Here is a 24,410-nt window from a genome sequence, read left to right as displayed (position 1 = left end):
GACATGACGCGCAAGCAGAAACGATTGTCGGTGATCGCGGGCGGCCTGGTCTTCCTGGGTGCCGCGACCGGGCTGACTTTCTACGCGCTTGGCCAGAAGGCCTCTTATTTCTACATGCCGGCCGATCTCACCACCGCAAGCGTCCAGCCTGGCCAGCGCATCCGGTTGGGTGGATTGGTCGAAAAAGGCACGATCCAGCGCGGGCAGGGGGCCACGGTCGGCTTTTCGGTCACCGACACGCACAAATCGGTCAAGGTCACCTACACCGGCATCCTGCCCGACCTTTTCCGCGAAGAGCAGGGCGTCATCACCGAGGGTAGTTTCGGCCCGGACGGGGTTTTTGTTGCCGATAGCGTGCTGGCCAAGCATGATGAGCGCTATATGCCCAAGGAGGTTGCGGACGGCCTCAAGGCCAAGGGCGTGTGGCAGGAGAGCAAGAGTGAATAGCTCCGGCAGGAGAGCGACAGTGGATCACGGGCATGGTTGAAACCGGACATTTCGCCCTCGTCCTGGCGTTTGCGCTTTCGCTGGTGCAGACGCTCGTGCCGCTGTTTGGCGCACGCCTGAACAACCAGCGCCTGATGGCCGTCGGCGGTCCGGTCGCGGTGACCGGCTTCGCCTTGACGGCGCTGTCTTTCGCAGCGCTGGCGAGTGCCTATGCGAGCTCCGATTTCTCGGTGGCAAGCGTGTGGGAAAACTCGCATTCCTTGCAGCCGTTGATCTACAAGATCACCGGAACCTGGGGCAATCATGAAGGCTCGATGCTGCTTTGGGTGTTGATCCTGACCTTCTTCGGCGCACTCGTCGCCGCTTTCGGCTCCAACCTGCCGGCGACGCTGCGCGCCAATGTGCTTGCGGTGCAAGGCGCCATCGGCGCCGCTTTCTTCCTGTTCATCCTGGCGACGTCCAATCCGTTCATCCGGCTCAACCCGGCGCCGATCGAAGGCCGCGATCTCAACCCGATCCTGCAGGATCTCGGCCTCGCCATCCACCCGCCGTTCCTCTATCTCGGCTATGTCGGCTTCTCGATCTGTTTTTCCTTCTCGGTCGCCGCTCTCATCGAAGGCCGCATCGACGCGTCCTGGGCGCGCTGGGTGCGGCCGTGGACGCTGGTCGCCTGGATGTTCCTGACCGGCGGCATCGCCATGGGATCGTACTGGGCCTACTATGAACTTGGCTGGGGCGGTTTCTGGTTCTGGGATCCGGTCGAGAACGCGTCTTTCATGCCGTGGCTGGCGGGCACCGCGCTGCTCCATTCGGCCATTGTCATGGAAAAGCGCTCGGCGCTGAAGATCTGGACGCTGCTGCTCGCCATCCTGACCTTTTCGCTGTCGCTGCTCGGCACCTTCCTCGTGCGTTCGGGCGTGCTGACCTCGGTGCACGCCTTTGCCACCGATCCGACCCGGGGCGTGTTTATCCTGTGCATCCTGACGCTGTTTATCGGCGGCTCGCTGGCGCTGTTTGCGCTGCGCGCTTCCCGGTTGACGACCGGCGGCCTGTTCCACCCGATTTCCCGAGAAGGGGCACTCGTCCTCAACAATCTGTTCCTGACCACGGCGACGGCGACCGTGCTTGTCGGCACACTCTATCCGCTCGCTGTCGAAGCCTTTTCAGCCGACAAGATCTCCGTCGGCGCGCCGTTCTTCAATCTCACCTTCGGGCCGCTGATGGTGCCGCTGCTGCTCGTGGTTCCGTTCGGGCCTTTGCTGGCCTGGAAGCGCGGCGATGTCTTCGCCGTCGCGCAGCGCCTGATGGTGGCCTTTGCAGCGGCGCTGCTGGCGACGCTGGTCACCGCTCTGTTCATCGACGGCGCCTCGGTGTTCGCAGCCCTGGGCGTAGGCCTTGCCGTCTGGCTGATCCTTGGCGCGCTCACCGATCTCGCCGTCAAATCCGGCTTTCGGACCGTCGCAACGGGGATCATGGTCCGGCGCTTGCTCGGCTTGCCGCGCTCGGTCTTCGGCACAGCCTTCGCTCACCTCGGCCTCGGCCTGACCACGCTCGGCATCGTCGGCACACTTTGCTTCGGCACCGAGAAGATCCTGTCGATGCATGCCGGCGAGACCGTCGAACTGTCCGACCATACGCTGCGTTTCGTCGGGCTTTATCCGGCCCAGGGACCGAATTACAGCGAGGATCGCGGCCGCTTCGAGTTGATCGGCGTCAGCGGCAGCCCTGTTGGCGAAATCAGCTCCGCCAAGCGGTTTTATCCGGTGCGGCAGATGACGACGACGGAATCCGGCATCAGGACGATCGGTTTCTCGCAGCTCTACATCTCGCTCGGCGACGAGGGCAAAGACGGTTCGGTCGTCGTGCGTTTGTGGTGGAAGCCGCTGGTGACGTTGATCTGGGGCGGTGGCCTGATGATGATGGCGGGCGCGGCGATGTCGCTGATGGACCGGCGCCTGCGCGTCGGCGCGCCGTCGCGACGGCGCAAGCAGGCGAGCGTGGTGCCATCCGCGACCCTGCCATGAACGCACGGCTTTCGCTGACCTCCATTATCCTGCTGCTGGCGCTGTTTTTTGCCGGCACGGCCTTGGCGGTGAAGCCTGACGAGATGCTGCCTGATCCTGCACTTGAGGCGCGGGCTCGGGCGCTTTCGGAAGGCTTGCGCTGCATGGTCTGCCAGAACCAGTCGATCGACGAATCCGATGCCGACCTTGCCCGCGACCTGCGCGTCCTCGTGCGTCAGCGCCTCGTCGCCGGCGACACTGACCAGCAGGTCATGGACTACGTGGTTTCGCGCTATGGCGAGTTCGTGCTGCTCAAGCCGCGTTTCGACCTGCGCAATGCATTGCTGTGGGGCACGCCTGTCCTGCTGTTGCTGGTGGGAGGCGTTTTCATCGTGCTGACCGCGCGGTCGCGTCGCTCGACGGCAACCAATGCGCTGACCACTGAGGAACAGGCGGCGCTGGACAAGATACTAGGCAATTAGCTCGGCCATTCTTCCGAGGGCCAGTCCCGCGACGTGTGAATGACGCGCAGGATAACGACGCTCTGACGGCCAGCGATCGGGCGCAACTCATAGGCAATGATGTGGTGTGGGGCAGGCGGCCGATGAACGTCTCATATGTGCCTGTTATTCGGCCTGGCCGGCCCGTCGCCATATCACCAAGGCCTCGGCCCATTTCACGAATACGATCCGCCAGGCGTGCTTGCTGTCATTATGAAAGCCTTGTGCTGAGTTGTGTACAAGATAGCGCATAGGGCATCGCGGCCAACGGGGTTGTGCGTCCCCTGACCCCAAACATTACCAAAGTTTCATGTGTCGGAAATGGCGCTGTAATGTGTGCCGCTCTAATTCTCTTTTCCTGAGGATGCCGATCAAGCAGCGTCCGTTTGAAAGAGGATAAGAAATCCATGAATATTGCCCCCCGTTCATATTCCGTCACCCGCAAGCGTCTCATGGCTGCCGTCGCGTCTGTCGCCGTGGCCGGTGCGATCGGCGTCGGTGCGCTGACCAGCGGAACCAGCCCTGTTCTGGCCGATGCCGTGCGCGTCGAGGCGCCGCAGGTACCGGGCTTCGCCGATGTCGTCGAGCGAGTTTCTCCCGCTGTTGTCAGCGTCAAGGTCAAGGCCAAGATCAGCCCGGCCGCCGATGACGGCTCCGACCCGTCCGACGATCAGGATGGCATGAACAACCTGCCCAACAATCCGCAACTGCGCCGCTTCTTCAAGGAATTCCGCGGCTTTGGTGATCAGGACGGCCAGGGTGGCGGCAACAGGCGCTTCAGCCATCGCGACCGCAACAACGACCAGCCGCGGCCGGTTGCACAAGGTTCCGGCTTCTTCATCTCGGATGACGGCTATCTCGTCACCAACAACCACGTCGTTTCGGAAGGCTCGGCCTTCACCGTGGTGATGAATGACGGCAAGGAACTCGACGCCAAGCTGATCGGCACCGACCCGCGCACCGATCTCGCCGTGCTCAAGGTCGATGGCGTCGGCAAGTTTACCTATGTCGACTTCGCCGATGACTCCAAGGTTCGCGTCGGCGACTGGGTGGTGGCCGTCGGCAATCCGTTCGGCCTTGGTGGCACCGTCACCGCCGGCATCGTCTCCGCCCGCGGCCGCGACATCGGCGCTGGCCCTTATGACGACTTCATCCAGATCGACGCATCGGTCAACCGCGGCAATTCTGGCGGCCCGACCTTCAACCTCAACGGCCAGGTCGTCGGCATCAACACCGCGATCTTCTCGCCGTCCGGCGGCAGCGTCGGCATCGCCTTCGACATTCCCGCTTCGACCGCCAAGCAGGTCGTTCAGGACCTGATGAAGAGCGGTTCCGTTCAGCGCGGCTGGCTCGGTGTCGAAATCCAGCCGGTCACCTCCGACATCGCTGAGTCGCTTGGTCTGAAGTCCAACAACGGCGCACTGGTTTCCAGTGCCCAGGACGATGGTCCCGGCAAGAAGGCGGGCATCACGGCCGGTGACGTGATCACCCAGGTCAACGGCAAGGACGTCGCTTCGCCGAAGGAACTGGCACGGCTGATCGGCGCCTACTCGCCTGGCAAGTCGGTTGACGTCACCGTGTGGCGCGACGGCAAGAGCCAGACGGTCAAGGTCGATCTCGGCAAACTGCCCTCGAGCGACAAGCAGGCCTCTGTCGACCAGTCGCAGCCTGCCGCTCCGGCAAAGCCCGACACGCTGGCCGATCTCGGCCTGACCGTCACCAAGTCCGAAAACGGCAAGGGGCTGGTGGTGACCGACGTCGATCCCGACAGCGATGCCGCCGATCGCGGCATCCAGCCGGGCGACGTCATCACATCGGTCAATTCGACCGAAGTGAACGGCACCGACGACGTCACCAAGGCGATGACCGAAGCGGTCAAATCCGGCCGCAAGGCGGTGCTGATGCAGATCACCCGCGACGACACCAATCGTTTCGTCGCGCTGCCCGTCGCCAAGGGCTGAGGTCGGCCCCGGAGCGTTCTCTCGGCTTTCCGAGGCGGGTGAGGTCGTTCCGGCGGCAAGTTGGACTTTTCCAGTGCGACGGTTCAACACCCCCGAGCCGCCGTACGGGAAAGCATGGAGGAGCGCGCGTTAGTCAGTCATCGCGCCTTCCCCCGGCGGCAGCGGGCTTCCCATCGCCCGCTGCCGCACAATTTTCAAAAGCGCTTCAACGATCCGATGCCAACGACATCGGCAGCGAGCAGCTTTATCGCGCACTGCTTCGAGCGATCTCGGTCGCGATGCGCTTTGGCAAAGGCCACAATGCAGATGTCTGCCACTCAACCTTCCGGCGAAATCGCGTATAACAGCCCTATGAAGATTCTCGTCATAGAAGACGATCGCGAGGCTGCGGATTACTTGCAGAAAGCCTTTGCCGAGGCCGGTCACACCGCGCATGTCGCCGGTGACGGCGAAACCGGCTTTGCGCTCGCCGACGCCGGCGACTACGACGTGATGGTGATCGACCGGATGATGCCGCGTCGCGACGGCCTGTCGGTCATTGCCGGTCTCAGGTCCAGGGGCAACACGACGCCGGTGCTGATCCTGTCGGCGCTCGGCGAGGTCGATGACCGGGTCACGGGTTTGCGCGCCGGCGGCGACGATTACCTGACAAAGCCCTATGCCTTCTCCGAGCTTCTCGCCCGCGTCGAGGTGCTGAACCGGCGCGCCAGTGCCAAGGAAGCGGAAACCGTCTACCGCGTCGGCGATCTCGAACTCGACAGGCTGTCGCATTCGGTCCGCCGTGCGTCACGCGAGATAACGCTGCAGCCGCGTGAGTTCCGCTTGCTCGAATATCTGATGCGGCATGCCGGCCAGGTGGTGACGCGCACCATGCTGCTGGAAAATGTCTGGGACTACCATTTCGATCCGCAGACCAATGTCATCGACGTCCATGTCTCCCGGCTGCGTGGCAAGATCGAGAAGGGCTTCGACAAGCCCATCCTGCATACGGTTCGCGGCGCCGGCTATATGCTGAAGAGTGGTTAGCTGCGGCATGGCTCTTTCCGTGCCAGCCATCATGAAGACGACGGCAGCGCGGCTTTCGGCGCTCTACTTCCTGCTCTTCGCGCTCTGCGCGGTGGCGCTCGTCTTCTACATGACCTCGCTGTCGGCGCGAATGCTGACCGCGCAGACGCAGGAGACCATCAATGACGAAGTGCTCGGCCTTGCCCGCGCCTATCAGCGCGGCGGCCTGCCGGTACTGGTCCGCGTGGTCGAAGCGCGCTCGCGCCAGCCCGGCGCAAACCTTTACCTGATCGCCGACGCCAACGGCCAGATCCTGACCGGCAACGTGCAGAGCCTCGAACCTGGTGTTCTCGAAACCGAAGGCTGGACCAGCAGTCCGTTCTCTTATCAGCGCTTTGGCGAGGGAGAGCTCGAGCGCCTGCGCAACCTTCCCGCCGAGCAGGGTACCACCACCCAATCCGAGCAGAACGATGCGCAGGCGCAGGGCGAAAAGGGCCACAACGCCATTGCGTTGGTGCTGCGGCTGCCGAACCAGATGATCATGCTGGTCGGCCGCGACCTTGGCGAGCCGGAACGGTTTCGTGCCGTCATCCGCCGTGCGCTGATGCTGGCGCTCGGCATGATGGGGCTGGGCGGATTGCTGATCTGGTTTTTTGTCGGCCGCGCTGCGCTGAAGCGCATCGACAGCGTGTCGGAAGCCAGCCGTCGCATCATGGGCGGCGATCTGTCGGGCAGGCTGCCGGTGACGGGGGTTGGCGACGAGTTCGACCGGCTCTCCGAAAATCTCAATGCCATGCTGGCCAGGATCGCCACGCTCAACGAAGGCTTGAAGCAGGTTTCCGACAACATCGCGCATGATCTGAAGACGCCGCTGACCCGGCTGCGCAACCGGGCCGAAGCGACGCTTTCGGGCAAGCAAAAGCCCACCGACTACCGGCAGGCGCTGGAAGGCACCATCGCCGAGTCGGACCAGTTGATAAAAACCTTCAACGCCATCCTGATGATCTCCCGGCTGGAGGCTGGCTACTCGTCTGAAAATACGAACCGCGTCGATCTTGCGGAAGCCGTACGCGATGTCGTCGAGCTCTATGAGCCGGTGGCGGAAGAGGCAGGCGTGTCGCTGGAAGCAGACGCGCACGAGGCGGTGTCCGTCAACGGCAACCGCGAACTGATCGGTCAGGCGCTGTCGAACATCGTCGACAACGCCATCAAATATTCGACCGGCGCCAATGCCCAGCCGGCGGTGCGCGTCACGCTCGAGCGAGCCGGTGCGGACGTTCGCCTGTCGGTTGCCGACAATGGCCACGGCATTCCCGACGATGGCGACCGCGCGCGTGCCACGGAACGTTTCGTGCGGCTGGAGAAGAGCCGTTCGCAACCGGGTTCGGGTCTTGGCCTCAGCCTCGCCAAGGCCGTCATGACATTCCACAATGGCCGGCTTGAACTCTTGCCTGGCAATCCTGGATTATCCGTGGTCATGAGTTTCCCGGTTCGGGAGGATCACTGATGAGCACGGCTGCGAGAGCGAAAGATTGGCTGCTGAAGCCGGCGGCCAGGCTTGTTCCGCTCGACAAGGACCGTGCGCGGTTGGAACTGGCCGAGATCGCTTCCGCCGCGCACGAAGAAGGGCTGACGCGGCTTGCCAAGTTTCTGGCCGGCAAGGGGGAGGGCCAGGATTTCCTCGCCGCCGTCTTCGATCTGTCGCCGTTCCTGCGCGATACGGCACGTCGCCGGCCGCAAATCCTGGACGGGCTGTTCGAGCAGACAATCGAGGCTCGGCTGAAAGCGATCGGCGCCGCCATAGAGCAGGCGCATTTGGCGGAAACCCTTTCGGAATCCGGCTTGATGATGGAGCTGCGCCAGTGGAAGGCGGAGGCGCATTTCCTCATTGCGCTGGCCGATCTTGCCGGCGAGGCCGAAACGGCGCTGACGGTCCGGCGGTTGAGCGACCTCGCTGACGCCTGTACCCGTGCCGCCGTCGACTTCCTGCTGCGCGACGCGCACGGCCAGGGCAAACTCAAACTGCCGGATGTCGACAACCCGTCGAAACAGTCGGGTTGGATCCTGCTCGGCATGGGCAAGCTCGGGGCACATGAGCTGAATTTTTCCTCGGACATCGACCTGGTGGTTTTCTTCGATCCGGAAGCACCGGCGGTCGTCGACCCGCTCGACGCCACCGAATTGTTTTCGCGGCTGACGCGCCGCCTGGTTCGCATCCTGCAGGACCGCACCGAGCACGGATATGTCTTCCGCACCGATCTGAGGCTGCGCCCCGACCCCGGCTCGACACCGCTGGCGATCCCGGTCGAGGCGGCACTGCGCTACTATGAGGCGCGCGGCCAGAACTGGGAGCGCGCCGCCATGATCAAGGCACGTCCGGTGGCTGGCGATCTGGCCGCGGGCGCTGCCTTCCTCAAGGAGCTTCAGCCCTATATCTGGCGCAAATACATGGATTACGCGGCGATTGCCGACGTCCATTCGATCAAGCGCCAGATCCACGCCCACAAGGGCCATGGTGAGATCGCGGTCAAGGGCCACAACGTCAAGCTCGGCCGCGGCGGCATTCGCGAGATCGAGTTCTTCGTCCAGACCCAGCAGCTTATCGCCGGCGGACGGTTCCCTGAACTGCGTGGCCGCGAGACCGTGCCGATGCTCGGCGAGCTTGCGACACGCGGCTGGATCACCATCGAGGCGCGCGATGCGCTCGCCCGGCAGTACTGGTTCCTGCGCCGCGTCGAACATGCCGTGCAGATGGTTGCCGACGAGCAGACCCACACGCTGCCGGAAGATGACGAAGGCTTGGAGCGCATCGCCCGCATGCTCGCCTTTGCCGATGCTTCTGCCTTTTCCCAGGCGTTTCGCGCCTCGCTGCAGCAGGTCGAACGCCACTACGCGGCACTGTTCGAAACAGCACCCGAACTGTCGACAGGCATCGGCAATCTCGTCTTCACCGGCGATGTCGACGATCCCGATACGCTGCAGACCTTGCACGGCCTCGGCTTCCAGCGGCCAAGCGACATCTGCCGCGTCATCCGAGGCTGGCATTTCGGTCGCTATCGCGTCACCCAGTCGGCGGAGGCGCGCGAGCGGCTGACGGAATTGACGCCGGCGCTGCTGCGCTCCTTCGGCCAGACGCGCCGGGCCGACGAAGCGCTGATGCGCTTCGACGAATTTCTCGCCGGCCTGCCGGCTGGCATCCAGCTGTTTTCCCTGCTGCAGTCCAATCCGGCCCTGCTCAAGCTCCTGGCAACGATCATGGGTGCGGCGCCCCGGCTGGCGGCGATCATCACCCGCCGGCCGCATGTCTTCGATGGTCTGCTCGACCCGGCCTTGCTGACGGAGCTACCGGACCGCGCCTATCTGTCGGCACGGCTTTCCGCCTTTGTCGAGGGCGACCGGCTTTATGAGGACGTGCTCGACCGGCTGCGCATTTTTGCTTCCGAGCAGAAATTCCTGATCGGCGTCCGGCTGCTCGCCGGCTCGATCGATCCGGCGCGCGCCGGCCGCGCCTTCTCCGATCTGGCGGATCTCACCATCGAGGCTGCGTTGCAGGCGGTGACGGCCGAATTCGCGGCGCGCCACGGCACCATTGCCGGCGGCGTGGTTGCGCTGCTCGGCATGGGCAAGCTCGGCAGCCGCGAGCTGACCGCCGGATCGGATGTCGACCTGATCCTGCTTTACGACCACGCGCCGGACGCCGAGGAGTCCGATGGCGGCAAGCCGCTGGCGCCTTCGCATTACTACACCCGCCTGACGCAGCGGCTGATCGCGGCCGTGTCGGCGCCGACGGCGGAGGGCGTGCTCTACGAACTCGACCTGCGCCTGCGGCCATCCGGCAACAAAGGTCCTGTGGCGACCCATATCGATGCTTTCAAGAAATACCAGCGCCAGGAGGCCTGGACCTGGGAGCACATGGCGCTGGCCCGCGCCCGCGCCATAGCTGGCGACGCCAGCCTGTGCAGTGAGGTTGAAGCGGAAGTGGCGGCTGCACTTGGCCAGCCGCGCGATGCTGCAAAGGTGATGGCCGAGGCTGCGGAGATGCGGGCTATGATCGAGAAGGAAAAGCCGCCGCGCGACCTGTGGGACATCAAGCTGATCCCCGGCGGCCTGATCGATCTCGAATTCATCGCCCAAGTCGCTGTCATCACCGGGCAGGTAGGCGCCGGGCCGCGCGTTACCGGTACCGCCGAAATCCTTTCGCGCCTGTCACCGGGCTTCGCCAATGCCGGGGCGAGGCAGGAGCTTTTCGACGCCTATGCGCTCTATCTGGCGCTGACCCAGATGACGCGGCTGTGCCTTACCGGAGCCTTCGAGCGCGACGACGTTCCGCCGGGGCTTTCGGATCTGCTTCTGGCGGTGACCGACCTGCCGGATTTCGGTGTGCTGGAAGCACACCTCAAGGAGACGTCGCAGAAGGTCAGGAAGGATTTCGACCTTTTGCTTCGTGCGGGATGACCGGGAAGCGATCGTCCCTTGGAATCGGGGACGTTTCGTGGTCCTCCAGTCTCATGCAGCTACTCTGTTCGCCGAATCTGCTGCAGCGCCCGGCTTGCGTGAGACTGCAAAATCCGGTCGCGCAGATAGGCATAGAAACGCGGCGGCAGCATGCCATAGTCGAATCGGGACGGTTTGCTCCCCGCGATAGGCCTGAGATCGGGACCCGGCCAAAGGAAATGATTGGTTTCGGTGACGACGATCCATGATGGCGTGTCATCGAGGCCGAGATAGGCTTTGAGGGGCGCAGGTATTTCTACTGCATCGGCAGGATCAGCTGGTGGCGAGTGTGTGACCGGAACGACCGTTATGACTTCACGGCCCTCCACGACCGCGCGGCGACAATGGCGCATGGTCGGTTTTTGCGACCTTCTTCGGCACCCTTTTCGTGTTCTCTCACCCAGAGGTAAGAATAGGAAATCACCAGACCCGGGATAGGTTGGGCAGGCTCACGGTGTCCAGTCTTTGAGCATTGCATCAAGCCCGGCATATTCGCTCGATACGGCGCTTTCGGCGATGGCGTTAAGCGTCTCGTCGTCCAGCTCTTCCACAGGACGGGCGACCCGTCCCTTGACCAAGACCTCGAACATCGCCGCCGACAGGAGTACCGTGTGGGTCCGGCCATTCTTTGTGATTGCGACCGGCGCACGCTGGGCAGCATCCTGAAAACGCCCGACATTCTGCTGGAATTCCGTTGAAGTCACTCGCATGACAAGGCCTTTCTTTTTTATCCAAAATAGATAAAATAGATAACTTTGTCAAAGCGTTTCACCTCGCGTCCACGAGGTGGATCAGGCCTGGGATGGTGATAAAAACTTCACGCTGCAACCTTGACGGCCAGCACGCTCTTCTTCACCGGAATGCGCACCGACACGATCGTGCCGACACCTTCGCTCGACCGGATCTTCAGCGCGCCGCCCTGAAGCTCGGCCAGCGAACGTGAGATGGCAAGGCCAAGGCCGGACCCGGCATGGCTCTTGGAGAACTGGTTCTGCACCTGTTCGAACGGCCGTCCGAGCTTTCCGAGCGCCTCCTTGGGGATGCCGCAGCCATTGTCCTCGATCGTCAGCACCAGCGCGCCGGATGTGTTGCGGGCCCTGACCGATATGTGGCCGCCGTGGCCGGTGAACTTCACCGCATTGGACAAAAGGTTGATGACGATCTGCTTGATCGCACGGCGATCGGCGACCAGCGTCAGCGCATCGGCAATGCGCGTTTCCACGGTGATGGCCTTTTGCGCCGCCTGCAGCGAAACGACGCGTACGGTTTCGCTGATCAGCGGGCCGAGGTCGATCTCTTCCCGGTCCAGAGAGAACTGGCCGGCCTCGATCTTGGACATGTCGAGAATATCGTTGATGACGCCCAGCAGGTACTTGCCGCTGCTGTTGATGTCGGTGGCATATTCCTCGTAGCGCTCCGATCCGAGCGGGCCGAACAGCCCTTGTTCCATCAGTTCGGAGAAGCCGATGATGGCGTTCAGCGGCGTGCGCAACTCATGCGACATGTTGGCCAGGAATTCGGATTTGGCCCGGTTCGCCGCTTCGGCCCGTTCGGTTTCCTTCATGTATTTGCGGTTGAGGTCGACCAGTTCGCGCGAACGCTCCTCTTCGGCCCGCCGCGCGAGGCTGAGATCATGGATCGTTGCCATCAGCCGTCGCTCACTGTCGACCAGCTTCTCCTGGTGCAGCTTGATCTGGGTGATGTCGGAACCGACCGAGACGATGCCGCCGTCCCGGGTCTTCAGTTCGTTGACCTGCAGCCAGCGGCCATCGGCCAACTGCCGCTCGAAAGTGGCGCCGCCCTGCAGGCCGCTGGTGTGGGCAAGCCGCCTTTCGGAAGCAAAGGCCAGCATGCGTTCTTCCAGCGCCGCGCGCGCGGTGCCCGGCATCACGTCGCGGTCCGAAAGCCCGTTGTCCTGCTGGTATTTGGAATTGCACATGATCAGGTGCTGCGTCGAATCCCACAGCACGAAGGATTCGTTGATGTTCTCGATCGCCGTTCTGAGGCGAAGGTCGGCAGCCTCGGAACGCAGCGCCAGATGACGCTGTTCGGTGACGTCGACGGCGATGCCGATCAGCTGGATCTCCGGCGCTTCCGGATCGATGACCTGTGCCCGTGCGCGCATCCAGACCCATTGGCCATCGGCATGGCGCATGCGGAACACCTGATCGATGTGATCGATCTCGCGTGCGACGATTCTGTTGGCGAGCTCGAACAGGTCGCCGTCCTCGGGATGGATGATCTGATCGACCTCGCCGAAGGACAGCATCGTTTCGCAAGGCTTGTAGCCGAGCATGTCGTACATCGAGCGCGACCAGTACATCTTGCCGCGCACCATGTCCCAGTCCCACAGGCCGCAGCGGCCGCGAACCAGCGCCATGTCGATGCGCTGATGCGCTTCGAGGTAGATGCGGTCGGCCGCCTGCGCACGTGCCGCCTGGCCGAAATAGGCATAGAGGATGACGATCAGCACACCGGCCGTCAGCACGAACAGGGTGACGTTCAGCGAAACGGTCTTGCGCCAGGCATCGAAAACCGCGTCCTGTGGCACCAGGGCCGCCGATGCACCCTTTCCGCCATTCGCGAGGCTGACCGCGGCGTACCAATCCCGTCCGTCGATGTTGACGTCCATGACGCCGGCACGATCGCCGAACATGAACAAGGGCTGGCCGCCCTCGACGAGGCCGTCCAGCGAATGGCCCTGCCATGGCATCGAGCGTGGCGTCACCGCGACGATCTTGAAAGCGCTGTCGGTGATGACAAGCACATGGCTGCGGCCCATCGCGCCCTGACGGCTGGTGGTCTCCAGCAGATCCTGTATGGCGCCGGGCACCGTTTCCGAGGTGGTGGCGAGCGAACTGGCCAGCTGGCCCGCCGCCAGCGTCAGGATCGCCTTGGCATTGCGCTCGACATCGTCGCGCTCGTTCATCAGCGACAGCACGCGCAGCGCCGCGATGACGATCAGGAAGGTGATGATGAGGACGGGTATTGATCGGCGCAGCAGCGGCTCGGCGGCCAGAAGCCGCCGGTAGGCCGGTTCGGCGATGAGTCGCGTATTCCCGGCAAGACCGTCGCCGCGCGTCTCACGATGCGCAAAAACCGTCCCTCCGGGCGCGCCCCACGCGTCCGCCTTCGCCATAAATGGCACTCCCCGAATTTGCCTATGCTGCTTGGTGATCCGGCAAACGCCGCACTTCCGAATCGTCAGTAAAGAATCAAAGGTGATTCGCCTTGTCCAGTGGTCCGGCGAAAAAAGATTAAAAATCGACTAAAATAATGGGCTTTCGCTGGCGCAGCGCCTAACGGAAGCCGCTGCTGGCAGGTCCTGGTTGAAATTCACCAGCTTGGCGGCGTGCACGGATCTCCCTTCTGCCATAACAAGGGGAGAAGAAAGAGAGCGGCTAAGCCAGCGTGCGCTCGACAATATCCCGCAGATCCGCCGACAGGTTTTCGGCGCCGGCGATCGAGAGCAGCGCTTCCCTGGCCTTCGCCTGCCGCAAGGGTTCGAGCGAACGCCAGGATCTGAGCGCCGTCGCCAGCCTTGCCGCCACTTGCGGGTTGCGCTTCTCAACCTCGAGGACGGTTTGAGCAAAGAACCAGTAGCCTTCGCCGTCGGCCCGGTGGAAGCCGGTCTGATTGGCGCTGGAGAAGGTGCCGATCAGCGAGCGCACCCGGTTCGGATTGCCCATCGAGAAGGCCGGGTGGTTGGTCAAGGCCTTCACGGTGTCGACGGTTTGCGGCCCCGGTACGCTGGCCTGGATCTGGAACCATTTGTCCATGATCAGCAGGTCGGACCCGTAGGTCGTCTCGAAAGCCGCCAGCGCCTCGACCGCCTCGGGCGAACCGTGGTGACGATGCGCGAGCACGGCAAGTGCTGCCGCGCGGTCGGTCATGTTGGTCGCGGACTGGAAATGCCCGGCAGCGAGTTCCGCTCCGCCCGGCTGCAGCGACAGATAATCCAGCAGGGTGTTGCGCAAGGCGCGTCGTCCGGCGCTTGCGGCGTCGGGGCTGAACGCTTCTCTGTCGGCAAGGCTGAGGTAGAGGCCCGAAAAAACGTCCCGGTTCGCAGTGCCGATCGCCAGCGCCAGTGCCTCGCGAGCCGCATAGATGGCATCGGGGTCGATGTTCCTGCCGATGTCGCGGGCAATGTCGGCTTCGCCGGGCAGGGCCAGCGCCAATGCCCGATAGGCCGGCTCCAGCGTCTCGTCGCCGGCAATGCTGCCGGCGAGCTCGGTCAGCCGCGGCGCAAAGGCCGGCTGCTTGCCGCCGAGGATCTCGCGGAACGCTGATATCAGCGCATCGGTCAGCAATGTGTTGAAGGCCTGCCAGCGCGAGAAGGCGTCGCCGTCATGGCGGGCAAGGAAGAACTGGTCGTCGGCTTTCTGCTCGACGGACAACGTCACCGGCGCCGAAAAGCCGCGGTTGAGCGACACGGCCGGGCGCTCGGTGACGCCTGAAAACCGCACCATGTGGCGACGCTTGCGGATATGGATGACGCCGTCCTCGACGCTGGCGCCCTCGACGCTACTATACGGCACAGGCTTGCCGCCGGCGCCGATCAGCCCGAAAGCGAGCGGGATGTGCATCAGCCGCTTGCGGCTTTCGGAGGGTGTCGGCGGCACCGACTGCTCGATTTCGAGCGTAAACTCCTGCGCGGCTGGATTGTGCGTCGAACTGATCGTCAGGTTCGGCGTTCCCGCCTGATGATACCAGAGCGCGAACTGCGACAGGTCGCGGCCGGACGCATCCTCGAACACCTTGATGAAATCCTCGATCGTCGCCGCGTCACCGTCGTGCCGCTCGAAATAGAGGTCCATGCCGGCGCGAAACACGTCGGCACCGAGAATTGTGCGGATCATGCGCACCACTTCGGAGCCCTTCTCGTAGACCGTCGCGGTGTAGAAATTGTTGATCTCGCGGTAGCGGCGCGGCCGCACCGGATGCGCCAGTGGGCCCTGGTCCTCTGGAAACTGGTGGGCGCGCAAGGTGCGCACCTCGGCGATGCGCTTGACCGCGCGCGAGCGCTGGTCGGCAGAGAATTCGTGGTCGCGGAAAACGGTCAGGCCTTCCTTCAGGCAGAGCTGGAACCAGTCGCGGCAAGTGATTCTGTTGCCTGTCCAATTGTGGAAATACTCATGCGCTATGATCGCCTCGATATTGGCGAAATCGGCGTCCGTCGCGGTCTCCCGGTCGGCCAGCACATATTTGTCGTTGAAGATGTTGAGGCCCTTGTTCTCCATCGCGCCCATGTTGAAGTCCGACACGGCGACGATGTTGAAGACGTCGAGATCGTATTCGCGGCCGAACGCCTCCTCGTCCCATTTCATCGACCGCTTCAGGGCGTCCATCGCATAGCCGGCCAGCGTCTCCTTGCCGGGCTCGACATAGATGCCGAGCTCGACCGTGCGGCCGGACAGGGTGACGAAACTGTCCGCGAGCCGGCCGAGATTGCCGGCCACCAATGCGAACAGATAGGACGGCTTGGGGAAAGGGTCGTGCCACACTGCATAATGCCAGCCGTCGCCGAGGTCGCCCTTTTCGAGCGGGTTGCCGTTGGACAGGAGCAGCGGCGCCTCGTCGCGCATTGCCTCCATGCGCACCGTGTAGACGGACAGGATATCGGGACGGTCGAGGAAATAGGTGATGCGGCGAAAGCCCTCGGCTTCGCATTGCGTGCAGTAGACGTGGCTCGAGCGGTAGAGGCCCATCAGGGCTTCGTTGCCCGCCGGCGCCACTTCGGTCTCGATGAGCAACTGGAAGCGCCGCGCCACCGGTGGCTTGAGGATGGTCAACTGGTCGGGCGTCGCCGGCAGATCCGCCGGTTTTACCTTCTTGCCGTCGATCTCGATGCGCTTGAGCGTAAGCCCGTCGCCGTCGAGCACCAACGGAGCCGACAGGGAGACGCCGTCACGGCGCTCTATCGTGAGCACGGCGGTGACACGCGTTGCGTCTGGCGAAAGGCGGAAGGTGAGGTCGGTTTGCGGAATGAGGTAGTCGTTGGGGCGATAGTCTTCGAGCTTGAAGACCTGGCCGGTGTCCGTGCGCATTCCGTGGGTTTTCCTGTCGATTGCGTTGGCGGCGGATTGTGTCCGCTGGTCCAAGAAATTTGAAGTCCGCGCTCTTTACACGAAACGGCCCCTCGACAAAACTGAGGCAATGCCTATTTCAGGCGTTCGTTCTCCTGTCATCATCACGAGGCATCCATGACCGTCGTCACACCGAAATTCGGCATGGGCGCATCCGTGCTGCGGCGCGAGGATGCCGCCTTCATCCAGGGCCAGGGCCGTTATACCGACGACATCCAGCCGGCTGGCGTCCTGCATGGCTATGTCCTGCGTTCGCCGGTCGCCAAGGCCAGCTTCACCATCGGTTCGACCGAGGCGGCGAAGGCCGCACCTGGCGTCCATCTGGTACTGACCGGCAAGGACCTTGCCCATCTCGGCGATCTGAAATCCGGCGTCATGCAGGAACAGCCGGACGGCACCAAGGCGCCGACGCGCGACATCCCGATCCTGTGCCGCGACCGCGTCAACTATGTCGGCGATGCCGTTGCCTTCGTCGTCGCCGACAGCCGTGCCTTGGCGCAGGATGCCGCTGAACTGATCGATGTCGACTATGACGGCGAAGACGCAGCCTCCGGGACCGCAAATGCACTTGCCGAAGGCACGCCGCTGGTCTGGCCGGAGCTCGGTTCCAACCGCGCCTTCAGCTATCACATGGGCGACAGGAAAAAGACCGAAGCGGCTTTCGCCAAGGCCGCACACGTCACCCGCATCGAGTTCGTCAACAACCGGCTGGTCTGCAACTACATGGAGCCGCGCTCCGCGATCGGCGAATGGAACGTCGAGGAGAAGCGCTTCGTGCTGACCACCGGGTCGCAAGGCGTGCACTCCATGCAGTACATCCTGGCCAGCGTGTTCAAGATCAAGAAGGGCCAGTTGCGCGTCATCACGCCTGATGTCGGCGGTGGTTTCGGGCCGAAGAGCTTCGTCTACCGCGAATATCCGCTGGTGCTGGAAGCGGCGAAGCGGCTTGGCCGCCCGGTGAAGTGGGCCGGCGACCGCACGGAACACTTTCTGACCGACGCGCAAGGCCGCGACAATTTCGTCACGGCCGAGATGGCACTGGACAAGGACGGCCGCTTTCTCGGCATGAAGGTGGACCTGCTCGCCAACATCGGCGCCTATATCTCGCAATATGGTCCGTTCATCCCCTATATCGGCGTCACCATGTCGACCGGTGTCTACGATATCCAGGCGCTCGACGTCTCGGTGACCGGCCTCTACACCAACACCTGCCCGGTCGATGCCTATCGCGGTGCCGGCCGGCCGGAAGCAGCCTTCCTGCTGGAAAAGCTGGTCGATGCCTGCGCCCACGATCTCGGCCTGCCCGTCGAGGAGATCCGCCGCCGCAATTTCATCCGGCCGGAGCAATTTCCCTACCGGACGCAAACCGGCCGCCTCTACGACACCGGTGAATTCGAAGGCCATATGGAGCGCGCCATTGAGCAATCCGAATGGAAAGCGTTTCCGGAGCGGCTGGCGCAGTCGAAGGCCGGCGGAAAAATCCGCGGTCTCGGCATGGCGACCTATATCGAGGCCTGTGCCTTTCCGGGCTCGGAGCCGGCCTTCGTCGAACTCAATGGCGACGGCACGGTGACGCTGAAGATCGGCACCCAGACCAACGGACAGGGGCATGCCACCGCCTATGCGCAGTTCCTGTCGGAAAAGCTCAATCTCGACATCGACAAGATCCATGTCCGCCAGGGCGATACCGACGAATTGAAGGCCGGCGGCGGCACCGGCGGCTCGCGCTCCATTCCGCTGGGGGGTGTGTCGGCTTCCCGTGCGGGCGAGGATCTGGCCAACAAGATCAAGCGCATCGCCGCCGACGAGCTGGAGGCTTCTGCCGGCGACATCGAGCTGTCCGATGGTGTTGCCCGCATCGTCGGCACCGACCGCACGATCGATTTTTCCAGCATCGCCAAGGCCGCCAAGACGCCTGACGATCTCAAGGGCTTTGGCGAGTTCGTGCAGGACGAATGCACCTATCCCAACGGCACTCATATCTGCGAGGTCGAGATCGATCCCGACACCGGTGCGCCCGAGATCGTCCGCTACACCATCGTCGACGATTTCGGCGTCACCGTGAACCCGATCCTGCTCGCCGGCCAGGTGCATGGCGGCGTCGTGCAAGGCATCGGCCAGGCACTGACCGAGGACACTATCTATGGCGAGGACGGACAGCTTTTGACGGCGAGCTTCATGGATTACGCCATGCCGCGCGCCGACAATTTCCCGTTCTTCCATTTCGAGACCCGCAACGTGCCGTCGACGACCAATGCACTCGGCATCAAGGGCGCGGGCGAGGCCGGCACCATCGGCTCGACCCCGGCGGCACTCAATGCGGTGACCGACGCGCTCTGGCGCGCTTATGGCGTCAGGCACATCGACATGCCGGCAACGCCGGCGCGTATCTGGGCGACGATCCGAGAAGCGTCGGGAGCGTGACAGCGGGCCCCGGCAGCCCCTCGGCCACAGCCAGCGATGATGCCGGCGGGCACGACACGCTTACCGGCATCATGCTCAAGATCGTGTCGGTGGCGGTCTTCGTCGGCATGCAGACCTGCATCAAAGCCGCAGGCACGGTTCCGGCCGGCCAGATTGTCTTCTTCCGCTCTTTCTTCGCCATCTTCCCGATCATCGCCTTCCTGGCCTTCAGGAAAGAGCTCGGCACTGCCTTCACCACCAAGCGTCCGTTCAACCACATCGCCCGCGGCCTGGTCGGCGTCTGCGCCATGGGGCTCGGCTTTTTCGCGTTGACCCGGCTGCCGCTGCCCGAAGCGATCACGCTGAACTACGCGCAGCCGCTGCTGGTGGTGGTGTTCAGCTCCATCTTCCTCGGCGAGGCCATCCGTGTGTATCGCTGGAGTGCGGTCGCGGTCGGCCTGGTCGGCGTGCTGATCATCTCCTGGCCGGAACTGACGCTGCTGAGTTCCGACCAGGCGCTCGACGACCAGGAAGTGCTTGGCGTCATGGCCGCTCTTGTCGCGGCAGCGATCTCGGCCGTCGCCATGCTCTTGGTGCGCAATCTCGTGCAAAGCGAGCGCACGGCGACCATCGTGCTGTGGTTTTCGGTGACGGCGAGCGTCATGTCGCTGCTGTCGCTGCCATTCGGCTGGCAGGCGCTGACGCCGCTCCAGGCGGCCCTTCTTGTTGCCGCCGGCTTCTGCGGCGGCCTTGGCCAGATCCTGATGACGGCGGCCTATCGCCATGCCGAAGCCTCGGTCGTGGCGCCGTTCGAATACACCTCGATGATCCTAGGCCTCGTCGTCGGCTATCTCGTCTTCGGCGACGTCGCCACGCTCCATATGCTTGTCGGCGGCCTGATCGTCGTCGCCGCCGGCATCTTCATCATCTGGCGCGAACGCCAGCTCGGCCTGGAGCGCACCCGCACGCGCAAGGCATCTTTGCCTGAAGGGTGATTACGACAGCTCGGCTCGCTCCTTCGCCAACCGAACCAGCACCGTCCTCGTCTGTTCATCGGCGGGGAAAAACGATTCGATCGCCAGTTCCGAAAGCGTCACGTCGAGCGGCGTGCCGAACACCGTGATGGTGCTGATAAACGACAGCACCTGATCGCCATGCGCCAGCCTGAGCGGGTGCACGATGGCGTTCGGCTCGACCGGCGACGGCCGGTTGCTCCTCAGGCCGGACGGATAAGTCCTCAGTTCACGCTCGAGTTCGATCAGCACCGCGTCGCCGCTCGCGTCATTCTGGTGTTTCAGGCGCTCGAGCAGATGCGTGCGCCATTCCTGAAGATTGACGATGCGTGGCGCGATGCCGCCGGGATGCAGGCTGAGGCGAAGCACGTTGACCGGCGGCGTCAGCAGCGAAGCCTCGCTGACATCGGCAAGGAAGGGAGCGATGGCGGCGTTGGCCGAAACCAGGTTCCAGTGGCGGTCGACAGCGAGTGCCGGGAACGGCTCGTGGCCTTTGAGCACGATTTCGACCGCCGCCATCGCCGGCGCCATTGTCGTGTCGGTCAGCGAGCGTTCGCCGAAACTGGGGGCAAAGCCGGCGGCGAGCAGCAACTGGTTGCGTTGCCTCAGCGGGATCGACAATTGCTCGGCCAGATGCAGCACCATGTCGCGCGAGGGCGCGGCGCGGCCGCTTTCGACGAAGCTCAGATGCCGCTGCGAGATTTCGGCCTCCATGGCGAGGTCGAGCTGCGACATGCGCCGGCGCGTGCGCCATTCGCGAATAAGGCTGCCGGCGGAGGTTTGGGCTGTTGTCATGAGTGAATGGTTAGGCTGGTGAGGACGGCATTTCAATTACCTGCGAGGTTATCGCTAGGTGAGCGCTCGCAGCTTCGCCTTCACTTCGAGGAAATCCCGCCACGCCAGCTTCTTGTGCGACGGGGTTCGCAGGAGATAGGCCGGATGCAGCGTCGGCATGGCCGGGATGGCGATGCCGGATGCCGTCGTGTGAACGCGCCAATTGCCGCGCAGCCGCAATATGCCTTCCGAGGTGTTGAGCAAGGTCTTGGCCGACGGGCCGCCAAGGTTGATCAGCACCTTGGGATTGACCAGCTCGATCTGCCGTTCGATGAACGGCCGGCAGATCTCGGTTTCGTGCGGCGTCGGCGTGCGATTGCCCGGCGGCCGCCAGGGAATGACATTGGCGATATAGGCTGAAGTGCGGTCGAGCCCGATCGCGGCCAGCATGCGGTCGAGCAGCCGGCCCGAGCGGCCGACGAAGGGCAGGCCCTCGATGTCCTCGTCGCGGCCGGGCGCCTCGCCGACCAGCATGACGGCGGCTTCCGGGTTGCCGTCGGCAAACACCAGGTTCTTGGCGGTGGCCTTGAGATTGCAGCCCTCGAACGCCGCCATATGCTGGCGAAGCTCGTCCAGCGTCGTTGCTGTGGTCGCCAATTGGCGGGCAAGTGCCGCCTGCGCTTCGTCGGGAACCGCAGTCGTCGCAGACGGCGACCGCGCAACGGGTGGTGCATTTGCTCTGTCCCCGGCTTCGCCGCGGGACACGGTCGTCGAGCGCAGCGGTGCGGCGGTGTCACCCGAAGGCGCTGCGATCGGCGCGCGCTCCATCGGCTTTGGCGCAACCTCGGCGAACCGGTTCACCGGCTGCTCTTCGAGCGCCTCGTCGACGCCCACGCTGGCGTAAAACGCCAGCAGGTCGGCGATATCAGGTCTGTTGGTTGGGGAAGCGGCAGTCATCGATTCACATTCGTCCGCGTGGCGGCAATTTGCAAGGCTGGCAGCTTGGGTTCCTTCGCAGCCTCTCGCCGGCGCGTTGGCTGACGGAGCATCAAACGAAAAACCCGCCTGTGCGGCGGGTCACTGGCGCAACTCAGCACCATAGGCAAAAATGTACCATAGCTGAGCTCACCGAGTCAAGAAAAAATTCCTATCGTGTCAGCCCGTTGGTATGCGCGGATCCTGCACCAGGTAGAAGGTCCATCTTGGCGTGTAGTCGGTCATCAGGAATTCGAAGCTGGCGGTTTTCAGCGGGTCGACCTTGCCATTCCTGAACAGCAGCCGGTCATAGGGTTCGAAATCGCGATCGAAATCGGCGAAATTGCTCGACCGGATATTGTCCGGCGTCTTGTTGCGCTGGTCGAAGGAAAGCCCGTCGCCGAACACGCTCGGCTGGTTCAGGATCTCCTGCAATTCGAACTGGAATTCGACCCAGGCCTGGCCGCTGTTGTTGAGCACCTCGATGCGCATATACATCATGCCGTTGGCGAATTCGCCGGCCTTGCCGAAGGCCTGGATCGGCTTTGTCGTGCGGATCGTCAGCGTCACCGGCGTTGACGAAGTCAGCTCTTCGGTGATGACGAACGGATCGTCCTTCGTGCCGATGCCCGAGGCGCCGGTGATGTGGAAGCCGCCAAGCTCGTCGGAGAAGGAGTAGGCGCCCGCCGCCCAGACCTTCACTTCGTCGGCGGCAGCGTGCTGCGGCGCCAGCATCAGAAGGGCCAAAAGGAGCGCCCGGCGGATCCGGCCGGGCGGGAAAAGAAAGCGCGTCGATGAAAAGCCGGCTGGCCCAGGAAAGCGCATGGCGTGAAGTATGGCCGATAAGCAAGCCGTCGAACAATTAAAAACGCGCGCCTCGCAGGCAATGGCGGGCGAAAAGCAGTCTTCCAGCCTCGCAATGCGCGACTTTTTGGCCAAAACGGCATTGTCACGTATGCGCCGGTTTCCTGTCGTCAATTGATGCGCTATGCAGCGCGGGAGCCAGCAAGATACCCGAATGGGATAAGCCAGTGCGGAGGGGTTGATGAGCGACATCGAACGCGAAAGCATGGAATTCGACGTGGTTATCGTCGGTGCCGGTCCGGCGGGCCTCGCCGCCGCCATCCGCCTCAAGCAGGTCAATCCCGAGCTTTCGGTCGTCGTCCTGGAGAAGGGCGGTGAGGTCGGCGCCCATATTCTCTCCGGCGCCGTCGTCGATCCGATCGGCATCGACCGGCTCTTGCCGGGCTGGCGCGACGAGGACGGCCATCCCTTCAAGACGCCGGTCACCGCGGATCATTTCCTGGTCCTTGGTCCTGCCGGCTCGTTCCGTCTGCCCAACATTTTCATGCCGCCGCTGATGAACAATCACGGCAACTACATCGTTTCGCTGGGCAATGTCTGCCGCTGGCTGGCGACCAAGGCCGAAGCGCTCGGCGTCGAGATCTATCCGGGCTTTGCCGCTGCCGGCCTGCTCTACAATGAGCAAGGCGCCGTCACCGGTGTCGTTACCGGCGACATGGGCGTCGAGAAGGACGGAACGCACGGCCCGGGTTTCGCACCCGGCATGGCGCTGATGGGCAAATATGTGCTGATCGGGGAGGGCGCTCGCGGCTCGCTCGCCAAGCAACTGATCGCCAGATACAAGCTTTCCGATGGCCGCGAACCGGGCAAATACGGCATCGGCCTGAAGGAACTCTGGCAGGTCAAGCCGGAGAACCACCGGCCGGGGCTGGTCCAGCATTCCTTCGGCTGGCCGCTTGACTTGAAGACCGGCGGCGGCTCGTTCCTCTACCATCTCGAGGACAATCAGGTGGCGGTCGGCTTCGTCCTCCACCTCAATTACAAGAATCCCTGGCTGTCGCCGTTCGAGGAGTTCCAGCGCTTCAAGACCCATCCGGCGATCGCGGCTACGTTCGAAGGCGGCAAGCGGCTGGGCTATGGCGCGCGCGCCATCACCGAGGGCGGCTGGCAGTCGGTGCCGAAATTGTCCTTCCCCGGCGGTGCGCTGATGGGCTGTGCCGCGGGCTTCGTCAACGTGCCGCGCATCAAGGGTTCGCACAATGCGGTGCTGTCTGGCATGCTGGCGGCCGAGCATGTCGCCGAGGCGATCGGCGCCGGGCGCGCCAACGACGAACTCGCTTCTTACGAGGAAGCCTGGCGCGCGACCGACATCGGCAAGGATCTGAAGAAGGTGCGCAACGTCAAGCCGCTGTGGTCGCGCTTCGGCACCATCGTCGGTGTCGGCCTTGGCGGCCTCGACATGTGGCTGAACACGCTGTTCGGTGTCTCGCCCTTCGGCACGCTGAAGCATGGCAAGGCCGACTATGCAACGCTCGAGCCTGCCGCCCGGCACAAGAAGATCGCCTATCCGAAGCCCGATGGCGTGCTGACTTTCGACAGGCTGTCCTCGGTGTTCCTGTCCAACACCAATCACGAGGAAAACGAGCCGGTCCACCTGCTTGTCGGCGACATGGAGCTGCAGAAGCGTTCCGAGCACGATGTTTTTGCGGGCCCCTCGACGCGCTATTGTCCGGCCGGGGTTTACGAGTGGGTCGACAAAGACGGCAACGCCGCCGCCGATCCCACGGCCAAGGATGTGCGCTTCGTCATCAACGCGCAGAACTGCGTCCACTGCAAGACATGCGACATCAAGGACCCGAACCAGAACATCAACTGGGTGCCGCCGCAAGGCGGAGAAGGCCCGGTCTATCAGGGCATGTAGGCCCGCGCCGGCCGCAGCGCGCAA

The 24,410-nt window shown here is 63.5% G+C and carries 18 protein-coding genes and 1 pseudogene; 11 read left to right on the top strand and 8 right to left on the bottom strand.

Annotated features, from left to right (window positions below; genetic code table 11):
• Positions 1–3 precede the first annotated feature (3 nt).
• From ccmE to A9K65_RS26830, 3 genes are read left to right on the top strand one after another with little or no spacing between them, the layout of a single operon-like run.
• Positions 4–447, top strand: a complete 444-nt coding sequence (gene ccmE / locus A9K65_RS26840; protein ID WP_013532635.1) for a cytochrome c maturation protein CcmE — start codon at positions 4–6, stop codon at positions 445–447.
• Positions 448–479: 32 nt separating this feature from the next.
• Complete coding sequence (locus tag A9K65_RS26835) at positions 480–2,471, top strand: heme lyase CcmF/NrfE family subunit (RefSeq protein WP_064993395.1); 1,992 nt, start codon at positions 480–482, stop codon at positions 2,469–2,471.
• Positions 2,468–2,932 (top strand): cytochrome c-type biogenesis protein, encoded by a 465-nt coding sequence (locus A9K65_RS26830; RefSeq protein ID WP_013532633.1) that lies wholly within the window; start codon positions 2,468–2,470, stop codon positions 2,930–2,932. Before A9K65_RS26835 ends, A9K65_RS26830 begins: the two co-directional genes overlap by 4 nt.
• Here the strand turns inward: A9K65_RS26830 and A9K65_RS36645 are convergent.
• A pseudogene (locus A9K65_RS36645) lies at positions 2,929–3,152 on the bottom strand (type II toxin-antitoxin system RelE/ParE family toxin); the annotation flags it as partial. The gene A9K65_RS26830 and the pseudogene A9K65_RS36645 overlap by 4 nt on opposite strands.
• 205 nt (positions 3,153–3,357) lie before the next feature.
• On the opposite strand from A9K65_RS36645, the gene A9K65_RS26825 reads away from it, so the two are divergent.
• The 4 genes from A9K65_RS26825 to A9K65_RS26810 all read left to right on the top strand — a co-directional run bounded on the left by A9K65_RS26825 (position 3,358) and on the right by A9K65_RS26810 (position 10,371).
• Positions 3,358–4,911, top strand: a complete 1,554-nt coding sequence (locus A9K65_RS26825; RefSeq protein WP_013532632.1) for a Do family serine endopeptidase — start codon at positions 3,358–3,360, stop codon at positions 4,909–4,911.
• A gap of 351 nt (positions 4,912–5,262) precedes the next feature.
• The gene (locus A9K65_RS26820; protein ID WP_023812818.1) at positions 5,263–5,937 is read left to right on the top strand and encodes a response regulator transcription factor; all 675 of its coding nucleotides are present in this window, start codon (positions 5,263–5,265) and stop codon (positions 5,935–5,937) included.
• Between the two features lie 7 nt (positions 5,938–5,944).
• Positions 5,945–7,423, top strand: a complete 1,479-nt coding sequence (locus tag A9K65_RS26815; protein WP_024505283.1) for a HAMP domain-containing sensor histidine kinase — start codon at positions 5,945–5,947, stop codon at positions 7,421–7,423.
• A complete protein-coding gene (locus A9K65_RS26810; protein WP_064993394.1) occupies positions 7,423–10,371 on the top strand; it encodes a bifunctional [glutamine synthetase] adenylyltransferase/[glutamine synthetase]-adenylyl-L-tyrosine phosphorylase in 2,949 nt (982 codons plus the stop codon). Before A9K65_RS26815 ends, A9K65_RS26810 begins: the two co-directional genes overlap by 1 nt.
• A 59-nt stretch (positions 10,372–10,430) precedes the next feature.
• Here A9K65_RS26810 and A9K65_RS26805 read toward each other — a convergent pair whose 3' ends face one another.
• From A9K65_RS26805 to pepN, 4 genes are all read right to left on the bottom strand, one after another.
• The gene (locus A9K65_RS26805; protein ID WP_244514280.1) at positions 10,431–10,763 is read right to left on the bottom strand and encodes a hypothetical protein; all 333 of its coding nucleotides are present in this window, start codon (positions 10,761–10,763) and stop codon (positions 10,431–10,433) included.
• A 96-nt stretch (positions 10,764–10,859) separates the two neighbouring features.
• Complete coding sequence (locus A9K65_RS26800; RefSeq protein WP_013532628.1) at positions 10,860–11,120, bottom strand: type II toxin-antitoxin system prevent-host-death family antitoxin; 261 nt, start codon at positions 11,118–11,120, stop codon at positions 10,860–10,862.
• Between the two features lie 107 nt (positions 11,121–11,227).
• Positions 11,228–13,549 (bottom strand): PAS domain-containing sensor histidine kinase, encoded by a 2,322-nt coding sequence (locus A9K65_RS26795; protein ID WP_064993393.1) that lies wholly within the window; start codon positions 13,547–13,549, stop codon positions 11,228–11,230.
• A gap of 262 nt (positions 13,550–13,811) precedes the next feature.
• Positions 13,812–16,457 (bottom strand): aminopeptidase N, encoded by a 2,646-nt coding sequence (gene pepN / locus A9K65_RS26790; protein WP_064993392.1) that lies wholly within the window; start codon positions 16,455–16,457, stop codon positions 13,812–13,814.
• A gap of 156 nt (positions 16,458–16,613) precedes the next feature.
• Here pepN and A9K65_RS26785 point away from each other — a divergent pair, with 156 nt between their 5' ends.
• Both A9K65_RS26785 and A9K65_RS26780 read left to right on the top strand, forming a co-directional pair.
• Positions 16,614–18,920, top strand: coding sequence for a xanthine dehydrogenase family protein molybdopterin-binding subunit (locus A9K65_RS26785; protein WP_064993391.1), 2,307 nt, complete (start codon positions 16,614–16,616; stop codon positions 18,918–18,920).
• A 71-nt stretch (positions 18,921–18,991) separates the two neighbouring features.
• Positions 18,992–19,894: a DMT family transporter gene (locus tag A9K65_RS26780; RefSeq protein WP_244506971.1), complete on the top strand. Its 903-nt coding sequence runs from the start codon at positions 18,992–18,994 to the stop codon at positions 19,892–19,894.
• On the opposite strand, the gene A9K65_RS26775 is transcribed toward A9K65_RS26780, so the two are convergent.
• From A9K65_RS26775 to A9K65_RS26765, 3 genes are all read right to left on the bottom strand, one after another.
• Complete coding sequence (locus tag A9K65_RS26775) at positions 19,895–20,707, bottom strand: helix-turn-helix transcriptional regulator (protein WP_063171745.1); 813 nt, start codon at positions 20,705–20,707, stop codon at positions 19,895–19,897.
• A gap of 54 nt (positions 20,708–20,761) precedes the next feature.
• A complete protein-coding gene (locus A9K65_RS26770; protein ID WP_064993390.1) occupies positions 20,762–21,643 on the bottom strand; it encodes a uracil-DNA glycosylase in 882 nt (293 codons plus the stop codon).
• Positions 21,644–21,841: 198 nt separating this feature from the next.
• On the bottom strand, positions 21,842–22,486 hold the full coding sequence (locus tag A9K65_RS26765) for a hypothetical protein (protein ID WP_084015702.1): 645 nt from the start codon (positions 22,484–22,486) through the stop codon (positions 21,842–21,844).
• A 10-nt stretch (positions 22,487–22,496) separates the two neighbouring features.
• Between A9K65_RS26765 and A9K65_RS35345 the strand changes: the two genes are divergently transcribed.
• Together A9K65_RS35345 and A9K65_RS26760 are read left to right on the top strand one after the other, a co-directional pair.
• Positions 22,497–22,643, top strand: a complete 147-nt coding sequence (locus A9K65_RS35345; RefSeq protein ID WP_156949323.1) for a hypothetical protein — start codon at positions 22,497–22,499, stop codon at positions 22,641–22,643.
• 63 nt (positions 22,644–22,706) lie between these two features.
• Positions 22,707–24,386 carry an electron transfer flavoprotein-ubiquinone oxidoreductase gene (locus A9K65_RS26760; protein WP_013532620.1) on the top strand — a complete coding sequence of 560 codons (1,680 nt, stop codon included), beginning with the start codon at positions 22,707–22,709 and terminating at the stop codon, positions 24,384–24,386.
• The last annotated feature ends 24 nt before the right edge of the window (positions 24,387–24,410 follow it).

It is taken from the genome of Mesorhizobium sp. WSM1497, from assembly GCF_001672455.2.
Classification (GTDB): domain Bacteria; phylum Pseudomonadota; class Alphaproteobacteria; order Rhizobiales; family Rhizobiaceae; genus Mesorhizobium; species Mesorhizobium ciceri.
This window is presented reverse-complemented; position numbering and strand designations above follow the sequence as displayed.